Source organism: Microbacter margulisiae (genome assembly GCF_014192515.1).
Classification (GTDB): Bacteria; Bacteroidota; Bacteroidia; order Bacteroidales; family Paludibacteraceae; genus Microbacter; species Microbacter margulisiae.
Map to the genome: position 1 here is coordinate 25,161 of NZ_JACHYB010000002.1, position 24,261 is coordinate 49,421.

Here is a 24,261-nt window from a genome sequence, read left to right on the forward strand (position 1 = left end):
TAAAACACAACATTTATCTTTGCAAATCACGTGTAAAGGTACAAAAAACAATGCTATGATCTATTTTGAATCGAATTTTAATTCCACCGGGAAAAAAGGCAGTTTAGAAGTAATTTGTGGTTCAATGTTCTCAGGGAAAACGGAAGAACTGATTCGTCGTTTGCGAAGAGCAGAATTTGCCAAACAAAGAGTTGAAATATTCAAGCCTGCTATTGATAACCGGTTTTCGGAAGATGAAGTTGTATCTCATGATCATCATTCCATTTTGTCAACACCGGTTGACTCGTCACAAAACATTCTTCTGCTGGCAGGAGATGTCGATGTCATCGGTATAGACGAAGCGCAGTTTTTTGATGATGGCATTGTTGATGTTTGTAATAAATTAGCAACGATGGGGTTCCGCGTTATTGTTGCAGGACTTGACATGGATTTCCGGGGAGTGCCATTCGGTCCTATGCCTGCTCTTATGGCAATAGCAGATGATGTCACAAAGGAACATGCAATTTGTGTTCGTTGCGGCAGTCCGGCCTATGTTTCTCACCGATTGGTAGCGGACAACAAACAAGTACTTTTAGGAGAAAAGGATGAATATGAACCTATTTGCCGACATTGTTTTGAAGCTGAGAAACAAAAACAAAGTAAAGGCTCTCTTTTCTAAGAACCAACAGCCCACTAAACATGTCTGTCTTCTATTAAAAACACTCTACGTTGAATGCGTATGCATAAAGCATAAAAAATCGCAATATTGCCATCTATACTTATCAAAAAATACGAATAAAGAGTGCAAGAAGTCATGCAGAAAAGGAAAGTAACGGCTGGTGCTCCTTATTTCATGTTAAACAAATAACAATAAACCGTCTCATTAAATCGTTATAAAACAATACTTTCATAAAAGGATCTTTGCTATCGCTTATATTTTAACCAAAATACTACCGAAAGAATATGATCAACCAAAAATTATTTAAACCACAGAAAAAGGAGCCTTAAGCTTTCTTCTTTCCAAAATATTTCCCCTATATTTGTTCCACACAAAGCAAGATTATAAAACCTGAAAAATCGACCATGATAAAATCAACGGCTTTTCTTCTGTGTTTTGAAATCTGTGTACTTTGTAAACTTTGAATGAAAACTGGCTAATAACAAAATAGCTTATTACTGTGCTTTTCTGATTAATAACCAAAAACATCTACACAATGCGCCACTACCTTCTTTCCGTACTACTTTGGGTAAATGTGATGGCAATTTCGGCCCAATCATTTAAACAGAATACAGAACTACGTGATGCTATTGTTGAATATGCTAAAACATTGCTCCATAAACCTTATCATTTGGGAGATAAAGGTCCAAACGGTTTTGATTGTTCTGGCTTTACCCATTATGTTTTTCAGCGTTTTGGATTCTTGCTCGGTGAATCATCCAGAGAGCAGGTGTTCGATGGCATCAAAGTAGCCATTGATGATTTGAAGAAAGGAGATCTGATCTTTTTCAAAGGGAGCAATAGCAGGAGGGATCGCATCGGGCATGTTGGCATTGTAATAGGAAAGAATTCCGATGGCGGAGTCAATTTCATTCACGCTGCGCTTGATGGCGGAGTCCGCATCGACAACACACAGGAAGCATATTATGCTAAACGATACGTAACCAGCCGTTCTGTCTTTCAATCTAGCGCTGCAACCCAATACACAGCAAATGATATGCCCTTTTCAACTGATGAATTTGCGTCAGCCAGTAGCAGTGCCGATCCTGTATCGCTCGCTGATGTTGTGGATCATCGCGTACAAAAAGGAGAATCGTTGTATGTTATTGCCCACAGGTACCATGTAACAGAGAAACAAATCAAGGAATGGAATCATTTGTCAAACAATAAAATCAAACCTGGACAAAAACTCATCATCAACACATCTTCTTCTGACAATGTAACATCCCAAAGTGAAGAGAGTACATCCTTTCACAAAATCATTCATCGTGTAAGAAAAGGAGAATCGCTTTACACTATTGCCCGGAGATATCATGTAAACGAGGAGAAACTCAAGGAATGGAACAATCTGTCATCTAATGAAATAAAACCCGGACAAAAACTCATCATTGATAAGAAGGTGATAGCAGAATCTTCTAATTCAAAAAAAATCACAAATACAAAAGAAACAACGGCTAGCAACAATTCGGATGAACCACCAGTAACAAAAGAAACAATTCATCGCGTACATACGGGTGAAACATTATTGTCAATTGCTCACAAATATCATGTGACCACAAAAGCATTGAAAGAATGGAATCACTTGTCATCCAACCATCTTAGAAAGGGAATGCGGCTCATTATTAAGCAAAAAGAGATAAATACAAGTATTGCCCAAGAGCCAGAAACAACTTCTAATTCCAACGCAGAAGATTCTAACATTCAACAACCATCCGAGACAACGCGTGTCATTACTGTTAACAAAACACACCGTGTTCGTTCAGGAGAATCGCTTTATACTATTGCAAGAGAATATCATACTAATGTAGCTGCACTAAAAAGATTAAATCATATGCATGAGTCTATGCTACAGCCGGGCAAAGTCTTAATTGTAGGAAAGAAAAAAAAAACAATTGTTAGTACTCAACCAAAGGCAAATCAGCCTGAAGAAACAATAAACGCCCCTGCTCCTGCGCCAAGGGCACAAGAAACAACGACGGTAAACAATAAGCAAACAAACGATTCTACAGAAATAGAACATGAAACCTCAGCTACAAAAAGCGCCAAAGGGTTTACTTTGCAATTAAAAGAGCCTAATGAAAACACACCACATAATGTCGTTCTTGACACACTACGAACAACGTATCAGGCTGTCGAAAAACATATTGTAAAAGAAGGAGAAACATTCTCATCAATCGCAGATAAATATCATATTTCTGTCAGAGATCTGAAAGGATGGAATGGTATTTCATACCGTCAGAAAACAATCGATCCTGGTAAGACGCTGCTGATTCAGGTTAATAAAACAGCTTTTGTTGTCGTTTCCAAACCCCTGCATTCAAAAAAAACAGAATCAAAGCCTGATTCTGCAACTAAAACAGTTTCCCCTCAGGATCAAACAGCGACACAACACATTGTAAAAAAAGGAGAAACAATCTACTCTATTGCCACACAACATCATATTTCGGTTGATCAGCTCAGGGCTTTCAATCATTTAAGAGCAAAGGAAAAACTCAGAGAGAATCAAATTTTAAGATTAACTCCTGCAGACAGTATAGCTACCCAAAAAACTACGACAACAACTCAAGAATATGTAGTAAAACCAGGGGACACACTTTTATCTGTTGCTAAGGCATATCATACCACTGTTGCCGAAATAAAAAGGATAAATCATCTTTCCAAAAACGAATTAAACATAGGCCAAAGTCTGAAAATTCTGGTTGATACTGAGAAATAATGGCAACGCAACGTTATTTTCTGTGGATTGCCTACAACGGTAATGAATATCATGGATGGCAAATTCAGCCCAATGCTAAATCCATTCAGGCAACCATAGAAGATGCACTCACAATCTTATTTAAAAAGCCAATAGAAATTGTAGGAGCAGGTCGGACAGATACCGGTGTACATGCCCTAGAAATGGTTGCACATGTTGATTTACCCCTGCTTGATAATATTGACCTCATAAAAAAACAATTAAATGGTATTTTACCACAATCTATTGCTATTGATCAAATCAGACCCGTACGTCCTGATGCTCATGCCCGTTTTGATGCTAGCAGTCGTACTTATGAATATTGGATTATAACGAAAAAAAATCCATTTTATCTCCACGCTGCTACTGCGGTATACGCTCCTTTAGATTTCGAAGCAATGAATCGAGCAGCATCTATGTTATTGAAATATACGGATTTTACAAGTTTCAGCAAACTGCACACTGATGTAAAAACCAATGACTGTATTATTCAAGAGGCTTTCTGGAAACAACGAGGTGATTTATGGGTATTTACTATTACAGCTAATCGTTTTTTACGCAATATGGTACGCGCTATTGTAGGAACCTTGCTTCAGATTGGACGTGGAAATATCGATGAAGAAAATTTCAGAGATATTATTGAGGCAAAAAACCGGAATAAAGCAGGAGCTTCCGTTAATCCAGACGGACTATACCTGATTCACGTTACATATCCACAAGAGCTCTTCGCACTGAACTAAAAGAAAGCAGATTAATAACATTTTCATTTCTCTAAGACTATATAATACGCCGTATTGCCCGTAAAGCATGGGAATAGTTACCAGTGAAAACTGACCGGATGCCATAGTGGTCAATTGGAGCAATGTGTACTTCACCTGACGCATGCAAAACCTCATGGTTATTCAACAGGATACCCACATGGCTGATTTTGCCGTCTTCATGATCAAAAAACACTAAATCACCCCGTTGGGCTTCCGATAAAAAATTAATCTGTTGCCCGATCATAACCTGTTGACGGGAATTTCGGGGTAACAATACGCCACACATAGAAGCCGCCACCTGCACCAAAGCGGAACAATCAATCCCCATCACATTTTTTCCACCCCACAAATAAGGAGAATGCAAAAAAGCAAGAGCAGCAGACACAAAATCGATATTGGCCGTGTCAATTGCTACATTTGTACGAGAAAACATGATATTTCTTCCTCCAATTGACATAGATTCTTTCTCTACATCATAAAAAGGAAGCACCGATCCGCCAGTTAACGGGATTCTTTCATTTTTATCTGTCATGGCATAGGCAAATGGAACGGATGAAACCAATTGCGAAGTGTCACACAGTCTACTAAAGACATCTTCATCAATCGAAGTCATCATTTTACGATCAATCCAACCTCGTTCCCCATCACGCATGTTCTCAATATGAACCCATTTTTCCAACCATTCATCAACACGGAAATACTCTCCAAAAAGTATTTGAGTCAATTGTTCACTTTCTTCCGAAGCTTCACTTCTGAGAGGAAGAATACCCATTAAATTAATGCCATACATAGTTTTAAGATATGATATAAATTATGCCAACAACGTGATTAGTTCAGCCAAATCACGAATAATATAAGTAGGCTTAATCGGCAATTCAGAGTCATTCAAGGCTTGATCTTCGGGAACATAATATGCCTGATCCAATCCTGAGTTCATGGCTCCTTCAATATCGACCGTATAATTATCTCCTATCACCAAACATTCGCTTTTTGCAGCTCTCAATGTCTGTAATACCTTCGAAAAAAACGCAGGATCAGGCTTATGATGGCCAATAGTTTCTGAAAGAAACACATGTGAGAAAAAAGAAGACAAGCCTGAACGATTCATTTTTTTAAACTGAACTTCACTAAAACCATTAGAGATAATAGATAAATCATACTGCGATTTTAAATGTTCCAGCGTTTCAATTGCATGAGGCATCTTCAATGTTTTTTCAGCACAGCGATCCAGATAAGCCGTTCCCATTTCTCCAGCCAATGCTGTATCGAGGATACCAAAAGGACGCAAAGGGGCCAAAAATCTTTCTATATTTAGAAATGTCTTTGTAATCTGCTGATTGCCATATAATCGCCATAACATTCTATTATGCTCTTCATAACGATCAAAATAATCGCCAAACGATGCATAATAGCGTTTTAGATCATATTCGTCAAATATATTTTGTAAAGCTGCCTTGGAATTTTCTCTGAAATTCCACAAAGTATCATCTAAATCAAATAAAAGATATTTATATCGTGACATGCAAATTCAATTATCGCTTGGTGATCAATTTGTTTAAGACTCCGTCAATTTAGAAAGAATGCCATTACACTGGTCAATGATGGAATGCCGATCGTCGTTGATAATGACATAATCTGCCATCATTATTTTGTCATTTTCAGCCCATTGATATTTTAAACGCTCATTAATTGCTTCTTTCGACATGCCATCACGTAGCATAACACGAGCCATACGTAAAGGCTCAGGGGCAGTCACTACAATGGTATGATCGACAATGGACGAAAAATTACTTTCAAACAAAATGGCAGACTCTAAAAACATCATAGGCGATGATTGGGAGCCTACCCACCGCAAAAAATCAGCTTTAACACATGGATGTACTAACTGATTCAGTATCGCAAGTTTTTCAGGAGAATTAAACACCAAAGATGCTAAGTGTTTTTTATTCAGTTTATTATCTACAAAAACAGCAATGCCAAATGTTGCTATTAATTGTTCATGCAGACTATTGTCATGTTGCATTAAATATTTTGCATGCCAATCGGTATCATATACAGGATATCCTAAGGCATGAAAATATTGCGCCACAATAGATTTTCCACTCCCCATCCCACCTGTCAGACCAATCTTCAGCATACTTATTATTGTTTGGGTTCCAGTAAATAATCAACCGACTCAGGAACGATATGACAATTGCTTATAAAGGAAGCAGGCCCCGTCAATATAACGGTTGCCTTGCGTGATGTTTTGGTATCTAGGCTATTGTAATCAACTATAGCCTTAAAATCTTTTGCCATCAAATCATTAAAATGTGAAATACCAACCAGGCATACTACTTTGACTGTAGCAGGAAAAGTTCTGAGAATTAAATTCTGGGGCATATTAATGCCTTGAATGGGAATCTCCAGAATCTTTTCGGTGAAAGGTTCTACACAAAGATGCAAAACAGCCATAGGCGGATCCACATGTACTAAAGGAGGAATAAATAATTGACATTTTACATCCGTGGAATCCTGGACGTTTAGCAATGATATCGGCTTGGTATAAATAGCCTGCATCGTGTCGAGTATTTTCTTTGGCCCGAACGCTGCCACTTCGTCCGGCATCATACGTAATGAATCAGATAAAATATATTGGCGTGCTAATTGGATATTTCCCGAAAAACGAACAGGCAATCGCTTTGCATATAATTTTGTGTAAGAAATAACCAGCGTATCCGGCATTAAGAACAAAGATCCTGCTGAAGAACGCAAATGAGACGAAACTTCCTTTTCATAATAACGCGTCAATATAGCTATCTTCTCATTGGATGCCACAAACCTATTAGAGACATCGATAGTTACAGGAGGTAATTTTTCTCCAAGCAGGTAGAAGAAAAGAGAAGATCCTTTATCTTTGAAAACAGCAACCAAATGCGACGGTAAGGAACCATCAATTTCGACATTGGATGGAATTCCTTGATAAACTATAGGTACATCCAAATGAACCTCCTGCAACTGACTGGTTTTGTATAGGAACCACAGTAACGTAGAAAGGATATAAAAAAGCAAAAAAACAAGAACCTCTTTAGTTTTGAAAGAAGTCTTTGCTTTTTTGCTTAAGCGAATGATCTGCTTTTTAAAATGGCTAGCAGACATACGATAAAAACTTATTTAGGACTTTGCGTATCCGAAGCAGTTGCAAAAACTGAATTTTTATCTACTCTGACACGTACATTCTCATCTATTTCAAGTAAAACTGAGTCGTCATTAATCTCTTTAATTCGGCCATAAATACCACCTGAAGTGATCACTTTATCGCCAACTTTCATAGAAGCGCGAAAGTTCTTAATCTCCTTTTGACGTTTCGATTGTGGACGAATCATGAAAAAATAAAACACTACAAACAGTAGTACGATCATGATGATGCCGGAGAAATTACCCATTCCACCAGCATTTCCTGCTGGTGCAGCTTGTAAAATTAGAGCTAAAGTATTCATAAATAAAAAATTAATGGATTATAAATTTACACATGCTATATATCTTGCTCAGAAACAGAAAATTAGTTTACTTTGATCAATTGACCTTCCTGTCTCAAGTGTTCTACAATTTTATCCAGAACACCATTGACAAAAGTAGCACTTTTATCGGTACTGTACTGTTTTGCCAGTTCTATATATTCGTTGAGCGTAACGTTAACAGGGATCGTTGGAAAACCTCTCAATTCACCAAGTGCTACCATCATAATGATCACATCCATGTACGCAATACGATCAAGTTCCCAGTTTTTAGTAAACTCATCAATCAGCTTACGATTTTCGTCTCCTTTTGTTATGGTATCGTAAAAAAGTTGTTTGGCAAAGTCTCTGTCATCCTCATGATTATACATTGCCAACAATGGTTGGGAAGACCCCTTGCTTTGATCAAAACGTTTGATGGTTTTCAAAATAAAACTGATCACAAAGTCTAACTCAGTGCACCAATAGATGTTTTGTTCTTCCAGTGTCGACTCCAGCAGCTCGCTATTCAGTACTTCATGACGGAAAAACCTACGCCACAAATCTTTATCTTCTTCATAATTATTACCAGAGCCTTCCATATATTCCTCATATAATGAGGAATTAATCATGGACTCATGAAGAGATTTGACGACCTCGGCGTGGTCTGTCCAAGCCAGTTTCTGAGTTCCAATAAAGCTGTTGAAATGCTCATTCTGCTCTAATTGTGCAATAAACAAATTATCAACGAAACGGCGATTAGGAGCAAGATCCCGGTCGGATGGACGAAATTTATGCAAGGCATTGTCCATTCGCAAACGGGCATAACGGGTAATTTCTACTGCCAGCAACAACAGGTAAAAATACAACTCATAGGTTTTTTCAATACTGTGAAATAACTCTTTTTCAGCAGACTTGTAATCTTTTTCACCGCTTTTGTAGTAGGCAAATACAAGCTGCACAATTTTTATACGGATCAAAATCCTATTAATCATGTCGGTAGCGCTTCTGCTAATTTCTTTGACAAAGATAATATATTAAAAGAAGAGTACCAAATGAAAAACAGCTTATATGAAGCCAACTACAAAACAAAAAGCTCAACAGAAAATCATTGTTTATCAGCGCAATTCAATGTTATGACCGAAATCTCAGGAGGCATGCCAAGACGCATTGGAACGCCTACATAACCTAACCCACGATTGACATAAAGATATTTTGTCTGATGATAACAATACAAACCATCCCACTGTTTAAACATCCATTCCGCCGGCGACCAATGCAATCCAAACCTGTTAATGCCAAATTGCATGCCATGAGTATGACCCGATAATGTCAAAAAAATCGTTGGATAATCAACGACTTGTGCCATCCAGTGATTTGGATCATGAGTCAACAACAACACAAAAGGGAAATGGATAATGTCCTGCATCGCTTTTGCCAGATTCCCGTAGCAGTGAAACGGTGGCTTACTCCAGTTTTGCACACCAGCTACGGCTATGCTATCATCTCCTTTCTTCACAAATACATGTTCATCCAGCAATAACCGGAATCCCATCCTGCGTTCCCGTTGTTCTAAACTATCCAGATTCGCCCTTTTTGCTGCTGAAGAAGACCAATGTGTATAATCTCCATAATCATGATTCCCTAAAATAGCAAACTTACCATAAGGCGCATTTAGATGGCTAAAGCGCTCTATATCATAGGGAGTAACCTCATTTGCAAAATTATTCATCATATCCCCTGTCATGACAATAATATCCGGCTTCTCTGCATTGATTTTACGCACTATATTATCCCAGAAACGCGGCTCATGCCCAAAATTTCCCAGATGCAAATCTGAAATTTGTACAATCTTCAAATGATCAAATGCTGGTGGCAATGAAGGAAATGAAATCTTAACATGGGTTGTCACCACATCAAACCGGCCACGCATAGCACCATAAATAAATCCGACAAAAAACACAGCGGCTAAAAACAAACCAATATAAGCTAGTGTATGGCGAACAAAAGGAAAGATTTTGTGGATGATATTATTAAGCAGTATAAAAACAGACAAAATAAGCTTTGGGATATAAACAAGTAACAACAACCAATTAAACCACATGAAAAGCTGCAACTGGTCTTCGTCATGCGAGGATCTGACGAAAAAAAACAACAACAAAATTCCTAACAAGAAAACAAACGTGCTCAGCCAGTGTACAATAATCAGCCATCGCTTCTGCACATGGTTTTTTATCGTCTTATAAATTACCCAATCTGGAAAAAAAATAATAAGCAACAAAACGGCCGTAAGTAACAATGAAGTCCGCATACGCAATGAAGTTAACAAATAGATAATTACAACAGAAATGCAATGTTCCTAATCCTTATGAGACAAAGGTAAATAAAAAAAGCCATCTCAGGGAGAGACAGCTTTTTTGAAAAAAGAATGCTAAAAATTATTCTTCTGCTTTTGGAGCAATCAATTTGTATCCTTTACCGTGGATATTGATAATGCCAACATCTGGATCGTCTTTCAATAATTTTCTCAATTTAGTGATGTAAACATCCATGCTTCTTGCATTGAAATAGTTATCATCAATCCAGATAGTACGCAAAGCAAAATTACGTTCTACCATTTCGTTAATATTAGCTGCCAACAAAGTCAACAATTCGGTTTCTTTGGTTGTCAGTTTAATTTGGCTGTCCCCAATTGATAAAATCTGACGCTGTGTGTCAAACGTATATCTACCAAGGTAATAGGTATCTTTTTCTTTGACTTTCTTACCTTTTGTACGACGCATGATTGCTTCAATACGGAAAATCAATTCCTCCATGCTAAAAGGTTTGGAAATATAATCGTCAGCACCGGCTTTGAATCCTTCCAAAATATCTTCTTTCATTGTTTTTGCAGTTAAGAAGATGATTGGGCAGTCTGATTGCAAATTCCGAATATCTTTAGCTAATTCGATACCATCTTTTTTAGGCATCATGACATCTAAAACGCAGATATCATATTTTTCTTTTGTAAATGCCTTATATCCGGCCTCACCATCGGGAGCTAAGTCAATATGATACCCTTTAGCCTGTAAATACTCCCGCAATAACATGCTCAGATTTTCATCATCTTCGCACAACAGAATTTTCGTTTTTTCTTCCATGATTAATTGTTTTTTAGAGTTGGTAATGTAATAATAAACTTGGTGCCTATGTTCACTTCGCTTTCAACCTTAATGGTTCCATGATGCGCATCAACTATTTGTTTTACGTATGCAAGTCCCAGTCCAAAACCTTTTACATTATGGACATTCCCGGTAGGAACCCGGAAAAACTTATCAAAAATACGTTTTTGATATTCTTTCTTTATACCTACACCATTATCCTGAATTGAAATACAGAGATTTCCCTTTTCGTTCCACGTTTTTACGGTTAAAACGAGATTAGTAGGTGTATATTTTACGGCATTATCCATCAGATTGTACAAAACATTGGTAAAATGAGTTTCATCAACCAGCACAAAAGGATCTGTAGCCTGAATTTCTGTTCGCAATTGGCCATGTTTTGCATGAACCTTTACCCAGAAATTATCTAATATCATATTTAAAAGTTCATTTACATCGGTTTCCGTCAATTTCAGGTTGCCATTTCCACGTTCAAACGTGGACATCTGCAAAACCTTTTCAATATGAAAACTAAGCCGTTTCGTTTCGTCAACAATAACGCGTGTGTAATATTTAAGTGTTTCAGCAGTTTTGGAGACAGCTGGATCACCCAGCATCTGAGCTGCCAACGAAATGGTTGAAACCGGCGTCTTAAGCTCATGGGTCATATTGCTCACAAAATCATTCTTAATTTCATTAAGTCTTCTTTGTCTAAAAATCAATATAATAGATAACAAGCATGAAATCAGCAGTATTACCGAAAGTACGGCCCATGGCAAAAGCAATGACATCGAGTGAATCAGCATACTTTTCTTGGTTGGAAAATAAACTGACAAAAAAGCTTCGTGAGCATTCTCTGGATCATTGGGGAACAATCGTTGGGTATATCCTTCTTGATTGCTTACACCACTGATACTATCGGAGCTTTCATAAATAACCCTTCCCTTGCGATCCGTTATCTTGTAAAAATATGGCAAAGAAACAGAATTATTCGCAAACTCTTCCTGAAGCATTGCAGACAACTGATCCATGTTGATTCGCTGCGTTATTTCTTCAGTGATTGCATCCCGCATCCATCGCCACGCAACAACATCAACGACTTTTTTTGCATGAAGAAAAGCGTCCGCAAAACGTTTTTGATACATTTGAGACGTGGCCTGGATAGAAGATGAGGCTCCCGATCCGGAGATCGACACTCTCGGCTCTGTCTGCAATGATGTGGTATCAAGTGTATCCTCAACAGTTTCGATGGAATCGCTCAACGCAGCCAATGGAGATCTCATAACATTTGCCAGCTCACCTGACCCCATTTCCTGCTTAAGATATTTGGTGGCCTCTGCCTCCTCTACATCACGAGCTACCTGATATAAACTTCTTTGCACATTTGTATCAAACTGCCGCTCCATCAATTGAGACATCTGTGAAATATAACGAAATTGGATGATGACAATGCCTATAAAAGTCAAACTCATAATAGCCAACAACACCCAAATAATCGTTTTTTTCATAAATTATTGTACCCGATCGATTGTTTTACTGCGTGATTTATTTTCATCAACAAAAATAATGTCAATTTTCACGATTGGTTTTTACTTAACAAGATTTAACCGCGATCGGATTTAACAACTCGATTTTAGGGGGATTGGAATTAACGTTTTAACGGGGTTTAATGTTAAAACGGGGATTCTGTGTTAAATCGCAGCCATTGATTTAACATTTCAAGTTACAGCTAAATTCGATTTACCGGATAAAAGGCAACAAAAAGGCAGATTTTTTCTTAAGTTAATTCATGACGCAAAAATTCTGCTGTCGGCCCGACTCCATTCTTCACAATTTCCTCAGGCGTGCCATATGCTATCACAAATCCGCCTTCCTTCCCTCCTTCAGGTCCCATGTCAATAATATAATCAGCGGATTTAATAACATCCGGATTGTGCTCAATCACAATCACCGAATTTCCTTTGTCTACAAGTCGATTGATGACGTGCAGTAGCACTTTGATATCCTCGAAGTGTAAGCCGGTTGTCGGTTCATCCAAAATGTAAAGTGTGTTGCCAGTATCTTTCTTTGCCAGTTCAGTCGCCAGTTTAATACGCTGGCTTTCACCTCCCGACAAAGTGGATGAAGGCTGTCCGAGCTGAATATAACCCAACCCCACATCATGCAAGACGTTTAGTTTTTGTAAAATAACAGGGAATGCGTCAAAGAACTCCAAAGCCTGATCAATAGTCAGATCAAGCACATCTGCAATCGATTTTCCCTTAAACCTTACTTCGAGGGTTTCCCGATTATACCGTTTCCCGTGGCAAGCTTCACACATCACAAGTACATCAGGAAGAAAATTCATTTCAATTGTTTTATAACCGTTGCCTCTACAGACATCACACCGTCCACCTGGTACATTAAACGAAAATCGACCGGGTTTGTAGCCGCGTATTTTAGCCTCCGGAAGGGAAACAAAAAGGGAACGGATATCTGAAAATATTCCCGTATAGGTGGCCGGATTCGAACGCGGAGTACGACCAATAGGCGATTGATCAACTTCAATCACTTTATCAATGTATTCCATTCCTTCGATTGATTCGTATGGCAAAGGATCTTGCAAAGAATGATAAAATGACTGGCTTAAAATAGGATGTAACGTATCGTTAATAAGGGAAGATTTGCCGCTTCCGGAAACTCCGGTCACACAAATCAACATTCCCAGCGGGAAGGTTACATTCACTTGTTTCAGATTGTTCCCTGCGGCGCCTTTCAGTACAAGAGTTTTTCCACTACCCGGTCGTCGTTGCTTCGGAATCCGGATACTCTTTTTCCCGTTGATATAGTCGGCAGTCAACGTTGAAATATGCTTCATCTGATCCGGGGTTCCGGCAAATACTAACTCTCCTCCTAAACGACCGGCATGAGGGCCCAAATCAATAACATAATCTGCAGCAAGCATCATATCCCGGTCATGTTCCACTACAATGATGGAGTTTCCGTTATCACGCAATTGCTTCAACGAATGAATTAGCCTGTCGTTATCGCGCTGGTGCAACCCGATACTTGGTTCGTCCAGAATATACAGCACATTCACTAGCTGCGAACCAATTTGAGTAGCGAGCCGGATACGCTGGCTTTCTCCTCCTGAAAGAGACATTGAGCTACGATTGAGCGAAAGATAGCCCAGCCCCACATCCAGTAGAAACTGCAATCGCGAACGAATTTCCTTCAAAATTTCAGCTGCTATTTTCTTTTGCCTTTCCGATAATTCAGATTCAATATTTGTAGTCCATTTATATAGATCAACAATATCCATCTCGGACAACTGGGAGATAGTTTTATCCCCTATCTTATAATGTCGTGCTTCTATATTAAGTCGTGTGCCGTTACATTCGGGACAAATTATTGTTTTCACAAACTGAGATGCCCATTTCTGTTCAGTTGGTGAAGCATCGCTATCGCGTTGCATCTCGATATATTTAATGACTCCCTCGAAAGTTGCAAAATAATTGGATGTTCCCAGCGCTGCATTTTTAATCGTTAAGGGATCGCTGCTCCCATTTAATATTTCATCCAGCGCTTCATCCGGAATTTCCGATATAGGAGTTTTCGACTGAAACCCATATTTTTCACCTATTGCCTCAATTTGCCAGAAGATCAACGAATGTTTATGTTTTCCCAACGGGACAATGCCTCCTTGCGCAATACTCAAAGATCTGTCGGGGATAATTTTGTCAATATCAATCTGGTTGACAAAGCCTAATCCTTTACATTTCGGGCACGCTCCCTGGGGAGAATTAAACGAAAAATTATGTGGAGCTGGTTCACTGTACGAAATGCCTGATGTGGGACACATCAGATGCTTACTGAAATGCCGTATCTCATTGGAAGCATAATCCCAAAGCATGATATCATTATTCCCCTGTTGCATCCCGGTAGCAATGGAAGCCTTCAGCCGATGATCGTCTCCCTCTGACACCACCAGTTTGTCAATAACCAGTTCTATGCTATGATTCTTATATCTGTCAAGGCGCATCATGGGAGTCAATTCCCGTATTTCACCATCGACCCGCACATGCAGATATCCTTTTTTACGAATCTGCTCAAACAACTCCTTATAATGACCTTTTCGGTTACGAACAAGTGGTGCCAGCAAATAAATCTTCTTCCCCTGGTATTCATGTTGAATGCGATCAAGAATCTCTTCATCAGTAAACTTGATCATTTTTTCACCCGTCACATAGGAATGAGCTTCTCCGGCACGCGCAAACAGCAACCGGAGAAAATCGTAGATTTCCGTTGTTGTTCCCACTGTCGAACGCGGATTCTTGTTGGTGGTCTTTTGTTCAATGGAAATCACAGGACTCAATCCGGTAATTATATCCACATCCGGACGTTCCAGGTTGCCCAAAAAGTTTCGGGCATAAGCTGAAAATGTCTCTATATAACGACGCTGGCCTTCTGCAAAAATCGTATCAAACGCCAGTGACGACTTACCACTCCCGCTCAATCCGGTGACTACCACCAGTTGATTACGTGGAATGACGATATCAATATTTTTCAGATTGTGCACACGGGCACCATATACCTCAATTTGTTCCTTTTCAACTATATCTTGTTGCATATCTATTATTTATCCTTATCTGGAAGCGATTTTAAGTCAAAACACTTCACTTCATGATTCATTTATACATTTTCAGCGGACTTCCGGCCACGCAACATTTCATGTTTCCCGGGAGGGCCTTGTAATCGCTCCACCCGGAAGCCAGCTTGCTGCATCATTCTGCGGACGCTCCCTTTTGCACTGTAAGTCACCAGAATACCTTCTTCTTTCAAACTATGATACAAGGCAGTAAAAAGTTCTGGTTGCCACATCTCCTCCTGCTTTGTCGGAGCAAAAGCATCAAAATAAATAATTGAAAACTGATTTTCGGGAAGTTCAGGGTGCGTAAAATCAGCCTGAATCTTATGCAGGGAAAAATATTCATTTATCCGGATTTCTTCATTCCAGGGAGCAGCATGAAGCTTTCGAAATAAATCAGAATCGTCGACAAGTATCTGCGAATAGTTCAAATGCGAAACGGCATCTTCAGGAAGCGGATAGAGCTCAATCGAAGTATAATGACAATGCCGTTTTTGTTTCGTAGCCATCAATCCCGTCAGCAAAGCATTCAGTCCGGTACCAAACCCTACCTCAAACACATCCCAATCCTGCAATGGTGATGCCAGCAAACCGGCATTTAAAAAGACATGATTTGACTCCTGAATAGCTCCGTGCGTAGAATGGTAATGCTCGTCCATTTCAGGAACAAAAAGTGTATGTGACCCATCTTCAGTTATTTGCAAAAGGAAAGAATGCATAACAAACGATTCATTTTAAAAAGACAAAAGTAACCATTAAATAGGATGATTCTGCAATATCATCACAAACAATTATGGTCAAGATACGGTAAAACAACTTTTTTTTTAGAAAGACAACATGAAGAAGGGTTTGAATTAGCTATCTTTGCAAAGTATAATAGTGCATGCAGTATGGATGGTTTTTTGTCCTCAAATCTGTTATAAATAAATATTTTAGGGATAAATACTCGGAAGACGGTACAAGATTCAGGGACGCTTTGTGATACATGAAAAGATAAAACACCCCCAACTTCTGTAAACGAAACAGCCTTGCATGCCATTGCATATGTTCTGTAGACGATGAATAGTAAAACATTGATTTGACCGCACATAGCATATATCACATTTGAACTAAATTTTTTATCATATGAAACAATTAGAATATCTGATTGCTGAGAAGTTGCTCAAGGTGAAAGCTATCAAACTTCAACCAAACAATCCGTTTACCTGGGCATCAGGTTGGAAATCACCAATTTACTGCGATAACCGAAAAACATTATCATACCCGGAAATTCGTAATTTCATTAAGATTGAACTGGCTCGTATCGTCCGTGAAAAATTCGACGAAGCAACCGTCATTGCCGGAGTTGCCACCGGAGCTATCGCCCAGGGTGCAATGGTTGCCGAAGAATTGGGACTTCCCTTTATCTATGTACGGTCCAAACCCAAAGACCACGGACTGGAAAATCTGATCGAAGGCGATCTGCCGCCAAGAAGTAAGGTGCTTGTAATCGAAGATCTGATTTCGACTGGGGGGAGCAGCCTGAAAGCCGTAGAAGCCATTCGTAACGACGGAAGTGATGTGATTGGTATGTTGGCTATTTTCTCCTATGGATTTGCCGTTGCAGAAAAACAAATGCGCGACGCCAAAGTAGAATGCGTTACACTAAGCAATTACGATGCAATACTCAATGTGGCGTTGGAAACCGATTACATTGCAGAAAGCGAATTAAAAACCCTACAGGAATGGCGACACAATCCATCTAAATGGCAGCCATCTGTAAAATAACAACAAAACAACTCCATGACTTTATATAAAAGTGATATACAACTCGTCGATTCTACTCCTCAATTAGTTTTTGACACATTATCCGATTTACGGAATTTGGAAAACTCACGTCATTTAATTCCCGAGAACTCAATTCAGGATGTGGAATTTCACGAGGACAAATGCCTGTTTTCAATTCCTCCGCTGGGCAAGATTGAACTCTATATCCAGGAAAAGATTCCGGCAACAGCCATCCGTTTTAATTCCGACAATGCTCCTATCGATTTTCATCTGATCATCAATATCGAACCAATGGACGAAGGCAGAAAAACACAATTACAAGTAGAAGTACATGCCGATCTGCCTCAAATGGTAAAAATGATGTTCAACGGTAAAATTCAACAATTCGTCAATCAGTTTGCCACAGCAATAGGGCAAATTCATTACGCATAACACCTCTCTCTTTCGTTATGGCAAAAAAATTATGGGATAAGGGCATTGCAACCGATAAAGAAATTGAACGTTTCACGATTGGTCACGATCAGGAAATGGATGCCTTTCTGGCGCCATTTGATGTGTTGGGATCGATGGCTCACATCACCATGCTCGAAAGCATCGGGTTGTTAGAAAAAAACGAGTTGCAACCTTTATTGAAAGCCCTTACCGCAATTTACACCCAAATTGAGCAAGGGGAATTCATGATTGAACCCGAAGTCGAAGATGTTCATTCACAGGTTGAGCTTCTGCTCACACGCGCTTTAGGCGATCTGGGGAAGAAAATCCATAGCGGGCGATCACGCAACGACCAGGCGCTGCTCGACCTGAAACTTTTTGCCAGATACCGGATTGAGAGAACCGTAGGATTAGTGGCACAGCTCATCGAAACATTGCTGGAGCAAAGCGAACGTTACAAAGACGTGCTGATGCCAGGATACACTCATCTTCAGGTAGCCATGCCTTCATCGTTTGGGCTGTGGTTTGGTGCATATGCGGAGGGTCTGACAGATGATCTGCAGCTTTTGCTTGCCGCTTATCGGATTGCCAATCGTAATCCACTGGGCTCTGCAGCAGGATACGGATCGTCCTTCCCGCTCAACCGGCAAATGACAACCGATCTGCTGGGCTTTGATTCCATGAACTATAATGTAGTGTATGCCCAAATGGGACGCGGCAAAATGGAACGAACTGTCACGACAGCCCTGGCTGGCATAGCCGCTACCGTTTCCAAACTAGCCTACGACGCCTGCCTGTTTTCAAACCAGAATTTCGGATTTATCAAGTTGCCCGATGCTTTTACTACCGGATCGAGCATCATGCCACACAAGAAAAACCCTGATGTTTTTGAACTAACCCGGGCAAAATGCAATAAACTACAGGCCGCTCCACAACAAATATCGCTCATCATCAACAATCTTCCTTCGGGATATTTCCGTGATATGCAGATCACCAAAGAATGTTTTATCCCAACATTCGATGAATTGGACGACTGCCTGAAAATGACTGCCATGATTATTCCACAAATCACGGTCAACACATCTATTCTGGATGATCCTCGATATGACCTGATGTTCAGCGTAGAAACAGTTAATGAACTGGTAAAAAAAGGAATACCCTTCAGGGATTCGTACAAGCATGTTGGAGATACCATTGCCGCAGGAAATTATCAGCCTGAGAAAACGATTCATCACACCCACGAAGGAAGTATTGGCAACTTATGCAACAACGAAATCAGAGCTATGAAAGACGAAATCGTCGCTTCGTTCCATTTCGAAAAGCAACATACTGCTGAACAACAACTACTTGATTCGGCAGAGTAATTTCTATCATCACAAAGCAATCCTGACAGCACCCGTCTGTTTCATATCTGTGCAGGCAATCCCGAGCGAATCGCATGCTTGCCGGACATTACGACTATACCATGGAGAAATAGTCTGATCAATAATAACATACCGGGGTTTAACCATCCGGTACAACTTATCGAAAGTTATCCTTGTCCGATTGCCAAGAATCAGGTAATCCACAGGAAGCGGCTGAGCCGTTGTTTTGTTCCTGAACAACGAATCGTTTGTTACTAAAAAATGTTTCCCTTCCACCGAAACATAAGCCTTATTCCACAATGTTGGAGCCTTTGTCCGTTGCTGCAAGTAATAAGCTTTTTCCAGTTCCTGTAGCACACCACTGTCCGCCGTAATCGCATAATGCTCATTACCCAGTAGAAAATCGACATGGGTATGTCGGCTATCTGCAAGAATAATTGCCTGATGGTGTGCCAATCCCGCGTAAGTGCGCCACAATGAATCCGCAAAAAAGAGGAACACACAGCTTAATCCTGCTGCCAGAAAGGCAAAACGCTTTGACGAACAATAGGCTCCCAGCGCAATAATTGCCCCAAAAGAGATAAAAAGCTGAAAAGCATCTATCCAGCAATTGTAGGCTGCACAAGGCAATGACTCTATCCAACGGATAACACCGTTCATCATATTCAGCAACCATTTCAGGAGAACAGCGATAAAAGACGCAACAACCGGGAATGGAGAAAGAATCAGTAATCCTATAGCCAGATAAATGACAAAAGCAGCAGCAGGAACCACAAACAGGTTTCCCATCCAGAAAAAAGTAGCAAAACGGTGGAAATAAAAGATTCCCAAAGCTGATGTCCCGATCTGGGCTGCCATCGACACACACAGCAACCGCCACAACCATATCAGCACCCGATTGCGCGTATATAATAAAGATTCCAGTCTGGGGGTAAAATAGACAATGCTGATCACCGCGATATAACTCAGTTGAAAGCCGACGTCGTACATATAGGTCGGTCGAAGAAGCAACATCACAAAAGCAGAAAAAAAGACCGTATTCATGATCTGTGGCTTGCGTATCAGCATGCGGCCCGCTGCCACCAGCGAAAACATCAGTGTGGCACGTACCACAGCAGGTGCTAACCCCGTCAGAAAAGCAAAACCCCACAAGCAAACAATAATCAAACCCTGCTGTATAACAAGTGTCCTTCTTTTACGACGCATAAAACCCAACAGGAAATAGAGCACCCCGTAAATTATTCCCACATGTAATCCCGACACTGACAGTACGTGCATGGTTCCCGACACACTGTAGCTATCACGCAACTCACGTGATAACGCTTCGTTGTATCCCAGTGTCAACGCAGCTACAACAGCAAACGGATCGCCGTCGATATGATAACGGTGGTAAACTTCCAACAGTTTTGAACGGAGATGCAACGCAGCTGCATAAAAAGAGAATCCATGATCTTTACCCGTAAATTTTATGTCCCGGCGTATCGCATAACCGGTAGCTGCAATGCCATGGTTTTGCAAAAACCTATTGAAATCAAATGCCCCCGGATTACCTGTTGCACGAACCGGGGCAAATGTTGCCGATGCCAGGAAACGATCACCAAGATCGAATAGCTGTGCAATCGAATCTTTTGACACATACAGATACGCCATTTTCTCCACCGAAATGGAGTGTCCTGATTCATATCTTGACAGTAGCCGTACCTGATACAACACCGATTTTGCTTTGACAACAGGAGCATCGGTCACTTCCACCAGAAATACGCCCTTCATTCCTTCCCGGGGGAAAGCCGTCTGCTGACGGGACTCCTGCATGCGCACCATACCTAGTAACACCATCAATCCCGCTACGCTGACACCAAACAACCAGCGAAACCGGAAACTGTCAGGAAAAAACATGCTCACAGCAACACCTCCGAGACAAAGCATGACCAATACAACCAGCAACAAAACAGAAGGCGAAAAATAATCCGCAAGAAAAATGCCGCCGGTCAAAGCCAGCGTTATCCTGAAGAAAGGGGTTTGATGAAAAAATTGATTCATTCTTTTACCTCCTGATTATCCCTGCTATCGTCTGGATTGTCATTATTGTGTTCCTCTTCTTCCTCTCTCATCTCATCCTGTTCCAGGTTATATTTCATCGCCAAACGGGTCAGCTCGTCATCATCGTCATCCGGCAGGGAATTTTTCTTATCGCCAACCTGAGCAACTATGCTTTTACGAAATACAAAAGCCGTAATCGAACCAGCAAGTGCACCCGAAAGATGTCCCTCCCACGATATCATTTCGTGGGGCATCAAAGGAAACATATTCCACACCATGCTACCATACCAGAAAACCACCACCAGCGAGAGTGCAGTTAATGAAATCGAAGGGGTGATCGCTCCTCCCCAGAACAAAAAGAAGGCCAGTCCGTAAATGATGCTACTGGCGCCAATATGATAACTTTCACGCCCGATACACCACAGAAAAATGCCCGTAAGCACCCAAATCAACAACAGGATGCGGTTAGCCTGTGTATGATAGAAATAGTAAAGCGCCGTAGAGAGGATAAAAAATGTAGGCAAATTATCTCCCAGATGCCCCCATCCTGCATGCACAAACGGATGCAGTAAAATACCCGGCACTCCCTGAAGTGTGCGCGGATAAACGCCAAACCGGTCGAGATCCCATCCCATACCAAGTCCCAGTACAAAAACCAGAAAAATGACCAGCGAAAGCAACGACGGCACCACCAGCGCATGAAGAAACCGGCGGCGATCTTCCGACATTGCAGAAGAAAACAACATGCTTGATTTTTTCCACAAATATAAATACTTTTAAACAAAACAAACTTTCTTCGCCTCATTTAAAAGTGCAGTGTGCATAAAATATAAGGAAAAAAAACGTACCTTTGACCAACTTACGGATAACTGCAGGCTACAGGCCAACATTTTGTCTATCCGCGTAGGAAAGCCTTCCGGGCTATACAACAAAAACATTAAACGCATTAAAACAAGAACAATTATGTCAGAAGAAGCAAAACAACCTTCCGTCGAGAAACTGAAAGCCCTGCAACTGGCCATGGAAAAAATAGATAAAGATCACGGGAAAGGCACCATCATGAAAATGGGCGATAACCGTGTTGAAGAAGTGCCTGTCATTTCCACCGGCTCTGTCGGGTTGAACGCTGCATTGGGTGTCGGCGGCTATCCACGCGGAAGAGTTATCGAAATTTTCGGACCTGAATCATCCGGTAAAACCACACTGGCTATTCATGCCATTGCCGAAGCTCAAAAAACAGGTGGGATTGCCGCTATCATCGATGCGGAGCATGCTTTCGACCGGTTTTATGCCGAAAAACTGGGTGTTGATATTGCCAACCTGCTGATATCACAACCTGACAATGGCGAACAGGCCCTCGAAGTAGCCGATCAACTGATCCGCTCCTCTGCAGTCGATCTCGTAGTGATTGACTCCGTAGCTGCCCTGACACCCAAAGCTGAGCTGGAAGGCGATATGGGTGACTCAAAAATGGGACTTCAGGCACGACTGATGTCTCAGGCGCTTCGGAAACTGACAGCCAACATCAGCAAAACAAATACCTGCTGCATTTTCATCAACCAGTTGCGCGATAAGATCGGTGTGATGTTCGGAAATCCAGAAACCACCACCGGGGGTAATGCGCTTAAATTTTACGCATCCATCCGACTCGACATTCGACGCATCGGTCAGATCAAGGAAGGTGAAGAAGTGATCGGAAACCAAACTCGCGTCAAGGTGGTAAAAAATAAAGTGGCTCCTCCTTTCCGCAAAGCTGAATTCGATATTATGTTCGGCGAAGGGATCTCACTTACCGGAGAATTGATCGACCTGGGTGTTGAAAACAATATTATCAAGAAAAGCGGATCATGGTACAGCTACGGCGATACCCGCCTTGCACAGGGACGCGACGGAGCAAAGAACGTGTTACGTGACAACCCCGAACTGGCAGCCGAATTGCAGACAAAACTCGCAGAGGCGCTTAAAAGTCCGAAAAGCAACAAGTAACAATTCCTGTAAAAACAAACTAACCGATTAACTATGGGAAAAGTGATTATTATTGGCGCAGGCGGTGTTGGAACTGTCGTTGCCCACAAAATAGCACAAAACAAAACCGTGTTCACTGATATTTTGTTAGCAAGCAGAACAAAATCGAAATGCGATGCCATTGCCAATGACGTCAAGAAACGCACCGGCGTGGAGATCAAAACCGCACAGGTTGATGCCGACAATGTAAACGAGCTCATTGCACTGTTCCGCTCTTTTAACCCGGAACTGGTGGTCAACGTAGCCCTGCCCTATCAGGATCTGACCATTATGGATGCCTGCCTGGCTGCTGGCGTTAACTATATGGATACAGCCAATTACGAGCCGAAAGAGGAAGCTAAGTTCGAGTATAGCTGGCAATGGGCTTACCAGGAACGCTTCAAAGCTGCCGGCCTCACTGCCATTCTGGGTTGTGGATTCGATCCGGGTGTCACCAGCATATTCACCGCTTATGCCGCCAAACACCATTTTGACGAAATACATTATCTCGACATTGTCGATTGTAATGCCGGCGACCACGGCAAAGCATTTGCCACCAACTTCAACCCCGAAATCAATATCCGCGAAGTAACCCAAAAGGGAAAATACTGGGAAAACGGGCAATGGGTATGGACAGAACCGCACGAGATACATCAACCACTCAACTATCCCGAAATCGGGGCGAAGGAATCCTACCTCATCTACCACGAAGAGCTCGAATCGCTGGTGAAAAACTTCCCCACGCTGAAACGCGCCCGCTTCTGGATGACATTCGGACAGGAATACCTGACTCACCTGCGGGTCATTCAAAACATCGGCATGGCGCGCATCGACGAAGTGGAATACAACGGACAAAAAATTGTGCCTATTCAATTTCTGAAAGCCGTTTTACCAAATCCGGGCGATTTAGGTGAAAACTACACAGGCTGGACTTCCATCGGTTGCCGCATCTCCGGCACGAAAGACGGGAAACCCAAGACATATTACATCTATAACAATTGCAGCCACGAAGCCGCCTACCAGGAGACCGGTACACAAGCTGTAAGCTACACCACAGGAGTACCGGCAGCCATCGGCGCCATGATGTTTATGACAGGCGAATGGCGTAAACCCGGCGTGTACAATGTGGAAGAGTTTAATCCCGATCCGTTCCTTGCCCAGCTAAGCCAGCAGGGATTACCCTGGAATGAGGTTGTAGATGGTGATTTAGAAGTATAAC

21 protein-coding genes are annotated in these 24,261 nt (G+C 41.1%); 8 read left to right on the forward strand and 13 right to left on the reverse strand.

The window, feature by feature from the left end; translation table 11 throughout:
- Positions 1-55: 55 nt before the first annotated feature.
- The 3 genes from FHX64_RS09335 to truA all read left to right on the forward strand — a co-directional run bounded on the left by FHX64_RS09335 (position 56) and on the right by truA (position 4,171).
- Positions 56-658 (forward strand): thymidine kinase, encoded by a 603-nt coding sequence (locus FHX64_RS09335; RefSeq protein WP_183413604.1) that lies wholly within the window; start codon positions 56-58, stop codon positions 656-658.
- Between the two features lie 535 nt (positions 659-1,193).
- The gene (locus FHX64_RS09340; protein ID WP_183413605.1) at positions 1,194-3,413 is read left to right on the forward strand and encodes a LysM peptidoglycan-binding domain-containing protein; all 2,220 of its coding nucleotides are present in this window, start codon (positions 1,194-1,196) and stop codon (positions 3,411-3,413) included.
- On the forward strand, positions 3,413-4,171 hold the full coding sequence (gene truA / locus FHX64_RS09345) for a tRNA pseudouridine(38-40) synthase TruA (RefSeq protein WP_183413606.1): 759 nt from the start codon (positions 3,413-3,415) through the stop codon (positions 4,169-4,171). Before FHX64_RS09340 ends, truA begins: the two co-directional genes overlap by 1 nt.
- Before the next feature lie 37 nt (positions 4,172-4,208).
- Here the strand turns inward: truA and FHX64_RS09350 are convergent, their stop codons facing one another.
- The 11 genes from FHX64_RS09350 to mnmC2 all read right to left on the reverse strand — a co-directional run bounded on the left by FHX64_RS09350 (position 4,209) and on the right by mnmC2 (position 16,154).
- Positions 4,209-4,982: a C40 family peptidase gene (locus FHX64_RS09350; RefSeq protein ID WP_183413607.1), complete on the reverse strand. Its 774-nt coding sequence runs from the start codon at positions 4,980-4,982 to the stop codon at positions 4,209-4,211.
- Between the two features lie 21 nt (positions 4,983-5,003).
- On the reverse strand, positions 5,004-5,714 hold the full coding sequence (locus FHX64_RS09355; protein WP_183413608.1) for a YjjG family noncanonical pyrimidine nucleotidase: 711 nt from the start codon (positions 5,712-5,714) through the stop codon (positions 5,004-5,006).
- Between the two features lie 33 nt (positions 5,715-5,747).
- Positions 5,748-6,329, reverse strand: coding sequence for a dephospho-CoA kinase (coaE, locus tag FHX64_RS09360; protein ID WP_183413609.1), 582 nt, complete (start codon positions 6,327-6,329; stop codon positions 5,748-5,750).
- Positions 6,330-6,334: 5 nt separating this feature from the next.
- Positions 6,335-7,330 (reverse strand): YbbR-like domain-containing protein, encoded by a 996-nt coding sequence (locus FHX64_RS09365; protein WP_183413610.1) that lies wholly within the window; start codon positions 7,328-7,330, stop codon positions 6,335-6,337.
- An 11-nt stretch (positions 7,331-7,341) separates the two neighbouring features.
- Positions 7,342-7,671, reverse strand: a complete 330-nt coding sequence (gene yajC / locus FHX64_RS09370) for a preprotein translocase subunit YajC (RefSeq protein WP_183413611.1) — start codon at positions 7,669-7,671, stop codon at positions 7,342-7,344.
- 62 nt (positions 7,672-7,733) lie between these two features.
- Positions 7,734-8,663, reverse strand: a complete 930-nt coding sequence (nusB, locus tag FHX64_RS09375; protein ID WP_183413612.1) for a transcription antitermination factor NusB — start codon at positions 8,661-8,663, stop codon at positions 7,734-7,736.
- 113 nt (positions 8,664-8,776) lie between these two features.
- Complete coding sequence (locus tag FHX64_RS09380; RefSeq protein WP_183413613.1) at positions 8,777-9,979, reverse strand: metallophosphoesterase; 1,203 nt, start codon at positions 9,977-9,979, stop codon at positions 8,777-8,779.
- Positions 9,980-10,106: 127 nt separating this feature from the next.
- The gene (gene rprY / locus FHX64_RS09385) at positions 10,107-10,808 is read right to left on the reverse strand and encodes a response regulator transcription factor RprY (protein WP_183413614.1); all 702 of its coding nucleotides are present in this window, start codon (positions 10,806-10,808) and stop codon (positions 10,107-10,109) included.
- Between the two features lie 2 nt (positions 10,809-10,810).
- Positions 10,811-12,316 carry a sensor histidine kinase gene (locus tag FHX64_RS09390; protein WP_183413615.1) on the reverse strand — a complete coding sequence of 502 codons (1,506 nt, stop codon included), beginning with the start codon at positions 12,314-12,316 and terminating at the stop codon, positions 10,811-10,813.
- A 269-nt stretch (positions 12,317-12,585) separates the two neighbouring features.
- Positions 12,586-15,417: an excinuclease ABC subunit UvrA gene (gene uvrA / locus FHX64_RS09395; protein ID WP_183413616.1), complete on the reverse strand. Its 2,832-nt coding sequence runs from the start codon at positions 15,415-15,417 to the stop codon at positions 12,586-12,588.
- Positions 15,418-15,479: 62 nt separating this feature from the next.
- Positions 15,480-16,154, reverse strand: a complete 675-nt coding sequence (gene mnmC2, locus FHX64_RS09400; RefSeq protein ID WP_183413617.1) for a tRNA (5-methylaminomethyl-2-thiouridine)(34)-methyltransferase MnmC2 — start codon at positions 16,152-16,154, stop codon at positions 15,480-15,482.
- A gap of 406 nt (positions 16,155-16,560) precedes the next feature.
- Here mnmC2 and pyrE point away from each other — a divergent pair, with 406 nt between their 5' ends.
- The 3 genes from pyrE to argH are packed head-to-tail and all read left to right on the forward strand — an operon-like array spanning position 16,561 to position 18,998.
- Positions 16,561-17,202: an orotate phosphoribosyltransferase gene (gene pyrE, locus FHX64_RS09405; protein WP_183413618.1), complete on the forward strand. Its 642-nt coding sequence runs from the start codon at positions 16,561-16,563 to the stop codon at positions 17,200-17,202.
- 15 nt (positions 17,203-17,217) lie between these two features.
- On the forward strand, positions 17,218-17,634 hold the full coding sequence (locus FHX64_RS09410) for a hypothetical protein (RefSeq protein ID WP_183413619.1): 417 nt from the start codon (positions 17,218-17,220) through the stop codon (positions 17,632-17,634).
- Positions 17,635-17,651: 17 nt separating this feature from the next.
- Entirely contained in the window at positions 17,652-18,998 is a 1,347-nt protein-coding gene (argH, locus tag FHX64_RS09415) for an argininosuccinate lyase (protein WP_183413620.1), read from the forward strand.
- A 9-nt stretch (positions 18,999-19,007) separates the two neighbouring features.
- Here argH and FHX64_RS09420 read toward each other — a convergent pair whose 3' ends face one another.
- Together FHX64_RS09420 and FHX64_RS09425 are read right to left on the reverse strand one after the other, a co-directional pair.
- Entirely contained in the window at positions 19,008-21,038 is a 2,031-nt protein-coding gene (locus FHX64_RS09420; protein WP_183413621.1) for a ComEC/Rec2 family competence protein, read from the reverse strand.
- Positions 21,035-21,784 carry a rhomboid family intramembrane serine protease gene (locus FHX64_RS09425; RefSeq protein ID WP_183413622.1) on the reverse strand — a complete coding sequence of 250 codons (750 nt, stop codon included), beginning with the start codon at positions 21,782-21,784 and terminating at the stop codon, positions 21,035-21,037. The genes FHX64_RS09420 and FHX64_RS09425 overlap by 4 nt, the downstream gene beginning before the upstream one ends.
- 217 nt (positions 21,785-22,001) lie before the next feature.
- Here FHX64_RS09425 and recA point away from each other — a divergent pair, with 217 nt between their 5' ends.
- Both recA and FHX64_RS09435 read left to right on the forward strand, forming a co-directional pair.
- Entirely contained in the window at positions 22,002-23,024 is a 1,023-nt protein-coding gene (recA, locus tag FHX64_RS09430) for a recombinase RecA (protein WP_183414493.1), read from the forward strand.
- Positions 23,025-23,057: 33 nt separating this feature from the next.
- Entirely contained in the window at positions 23,058-24,260 is a 1,203-nt protein-coding gene (locus FHX64_RS09435; protein ID WP_183413623.1) for a saccharopine dehydrogenase family protein, read from the forward strand.
- Position 24,261 lies beyond the last annotated feature (1 nt).

Excerpts from the sequence above, each read along its gene's own strand:
- FHX64_RS09355 (WP_183413608.1), bottom strand. The coding sequence starts at position 5,714 with ATGTCACGATATAAATATCTTTTATTTGATTTAGATGATACTTTGTGG.
- FHX64_RS09390 (WP_183413615.1), bottom strand. The coding sequence starts at position 12,316 with ATGAAAAAAACGATTATTTGGGTGTTGTTGGCTATTATGAGTTTGACT.
- mnmC2 (WP_183413617.1), bottom strand. The coding sequence starts at position 16,154 with ATGCATTCTTTCCTTTTGCAAATAACTGAAGATGGGTCACATACACTT.
- nusB (WP_183413612.1), bottom strand. The coding sequence starts at position 8,663 with ATGATTAATAGGATTTTGATCCGTATAAAAATTGTGCAGCTTGTATTT.
- FHX64_RS09420 (WP_183413621.1), bottom strand. The coding sequence starts at position 21,038 with ATGAATCAATTTTTTCATCAAACCCCTTTCTTCAGGATAACGCTGGCT.
- argH (WP_183413620.1), top strand. The coding sequence starts at position 17,652 with ATGGCAAAAAAATTATGGGATAAGGGCATTGCAACCGATAAAGAAATT.
- coaE (WP_183413609.1), bottom strand. The coding sequence starts at position 6,329 with ATGCTGAAGATTGGTCTGACAGGTGGGATGGGGAGTGGAAAATCTATT.
- FHX64_RS09335 (WP_183413604.1), top strand. The coding sequence starts at position 56 with ATGATCTATTTTGAATCGAATTTTAATTCCACCGGGAAAAAAGGCAGT.
- FHX64_RS09350 (WP_183413607.1), bottom strand. The coding sequence starts at position 4,982 with ATGTATGGCATTAATTTAATGGGTATTCTTCCTCTCAGAAGTGAAGCT.
- FHX64_RS09365 (WP_183413610.1), bottom strand. The coding sequence starts at position 7,330 with ATGTCTGCTAGCCATTTTAAAAAGCAGATCATTCGCTTAAGCAAAAAA.
- truA (WP_183413606.1), top strand. The coding sequence starts at position 3,413 with ATGGCAACGCAACGTTATTTTCTGTGGATTGCCTACAACGGTAATGAA.
- FHX64_RS09380 (WP_183413613.1), bottom strand. The coding sequence starts at position 9,979 with ATGCGGACTTCATTGTTACTTACGGCCGTTTTGTTGCTTATTATTTTT.
- uvrA (WP_183413616.1), bottom strand. The coding sequence starts at position 15,417 with ATGCAACAAGATATAGTTGAAAAGGAACAAATTGAGGTATATGGTGCC.
- FHX64_RS09425 (WP_183413622.1), bottom strand. The coding sequence starts at position 21,784 with ATGTTGTTTTCTTCTGCAATGTCGGAAGATCGCCGCCGGTTTCTTCAT.
- FHX64_RS09340 (WP_183413605.1), top strand. The coding sequence starts at position 1,194 with ATGCGCCACTACCTTCTTTCCGTACTACTTTGGGTAAATGTGATGGCA.
- recA (WP_183414493.1), top strand. The coding sequence starts at position 22,002 with ATGTCAGAAGAAGCAAAACAACCTTCCGTCGAGAAACTGAAAGCCCTG.
- pyrE (WP_183413618.1), top strand. The coding sequence starts at position 16,561 with ATGAAACAATTAGAATATCTGATTGCTGAGAAGTTGCTCAAGGTGAAA.
- yajC (WP_183413611.1), bottom strand. The coding sequence starts at position 7,671 with ATGAATACTTTAGCTCTAATTTTACAAGCTGCACCAGCAGGAAATGCT.
- FHX64_RS09435 (WP_183413623.1), top strand. The coding sequence starts at position 23,058 with ATGGGAAAAGTGATTATTATTGGCGCAGGCGGTGTTGGAACTGTCGTT.
- FHX64_RS09410 (WP_183413619.1), top strand. The coding sequence starts at position 17,218 with ATGACTTTATATAAAAGTGATATACAACTCGTCGATTCTACTCCTCAA.
- rprY (WP_183413614.1), bottom strand. The coding sequence starts at position 10,808 with ATGGAAGAAAAAACGAAAATTCTGTTGTGCGAAGATGATGAAAATCTG.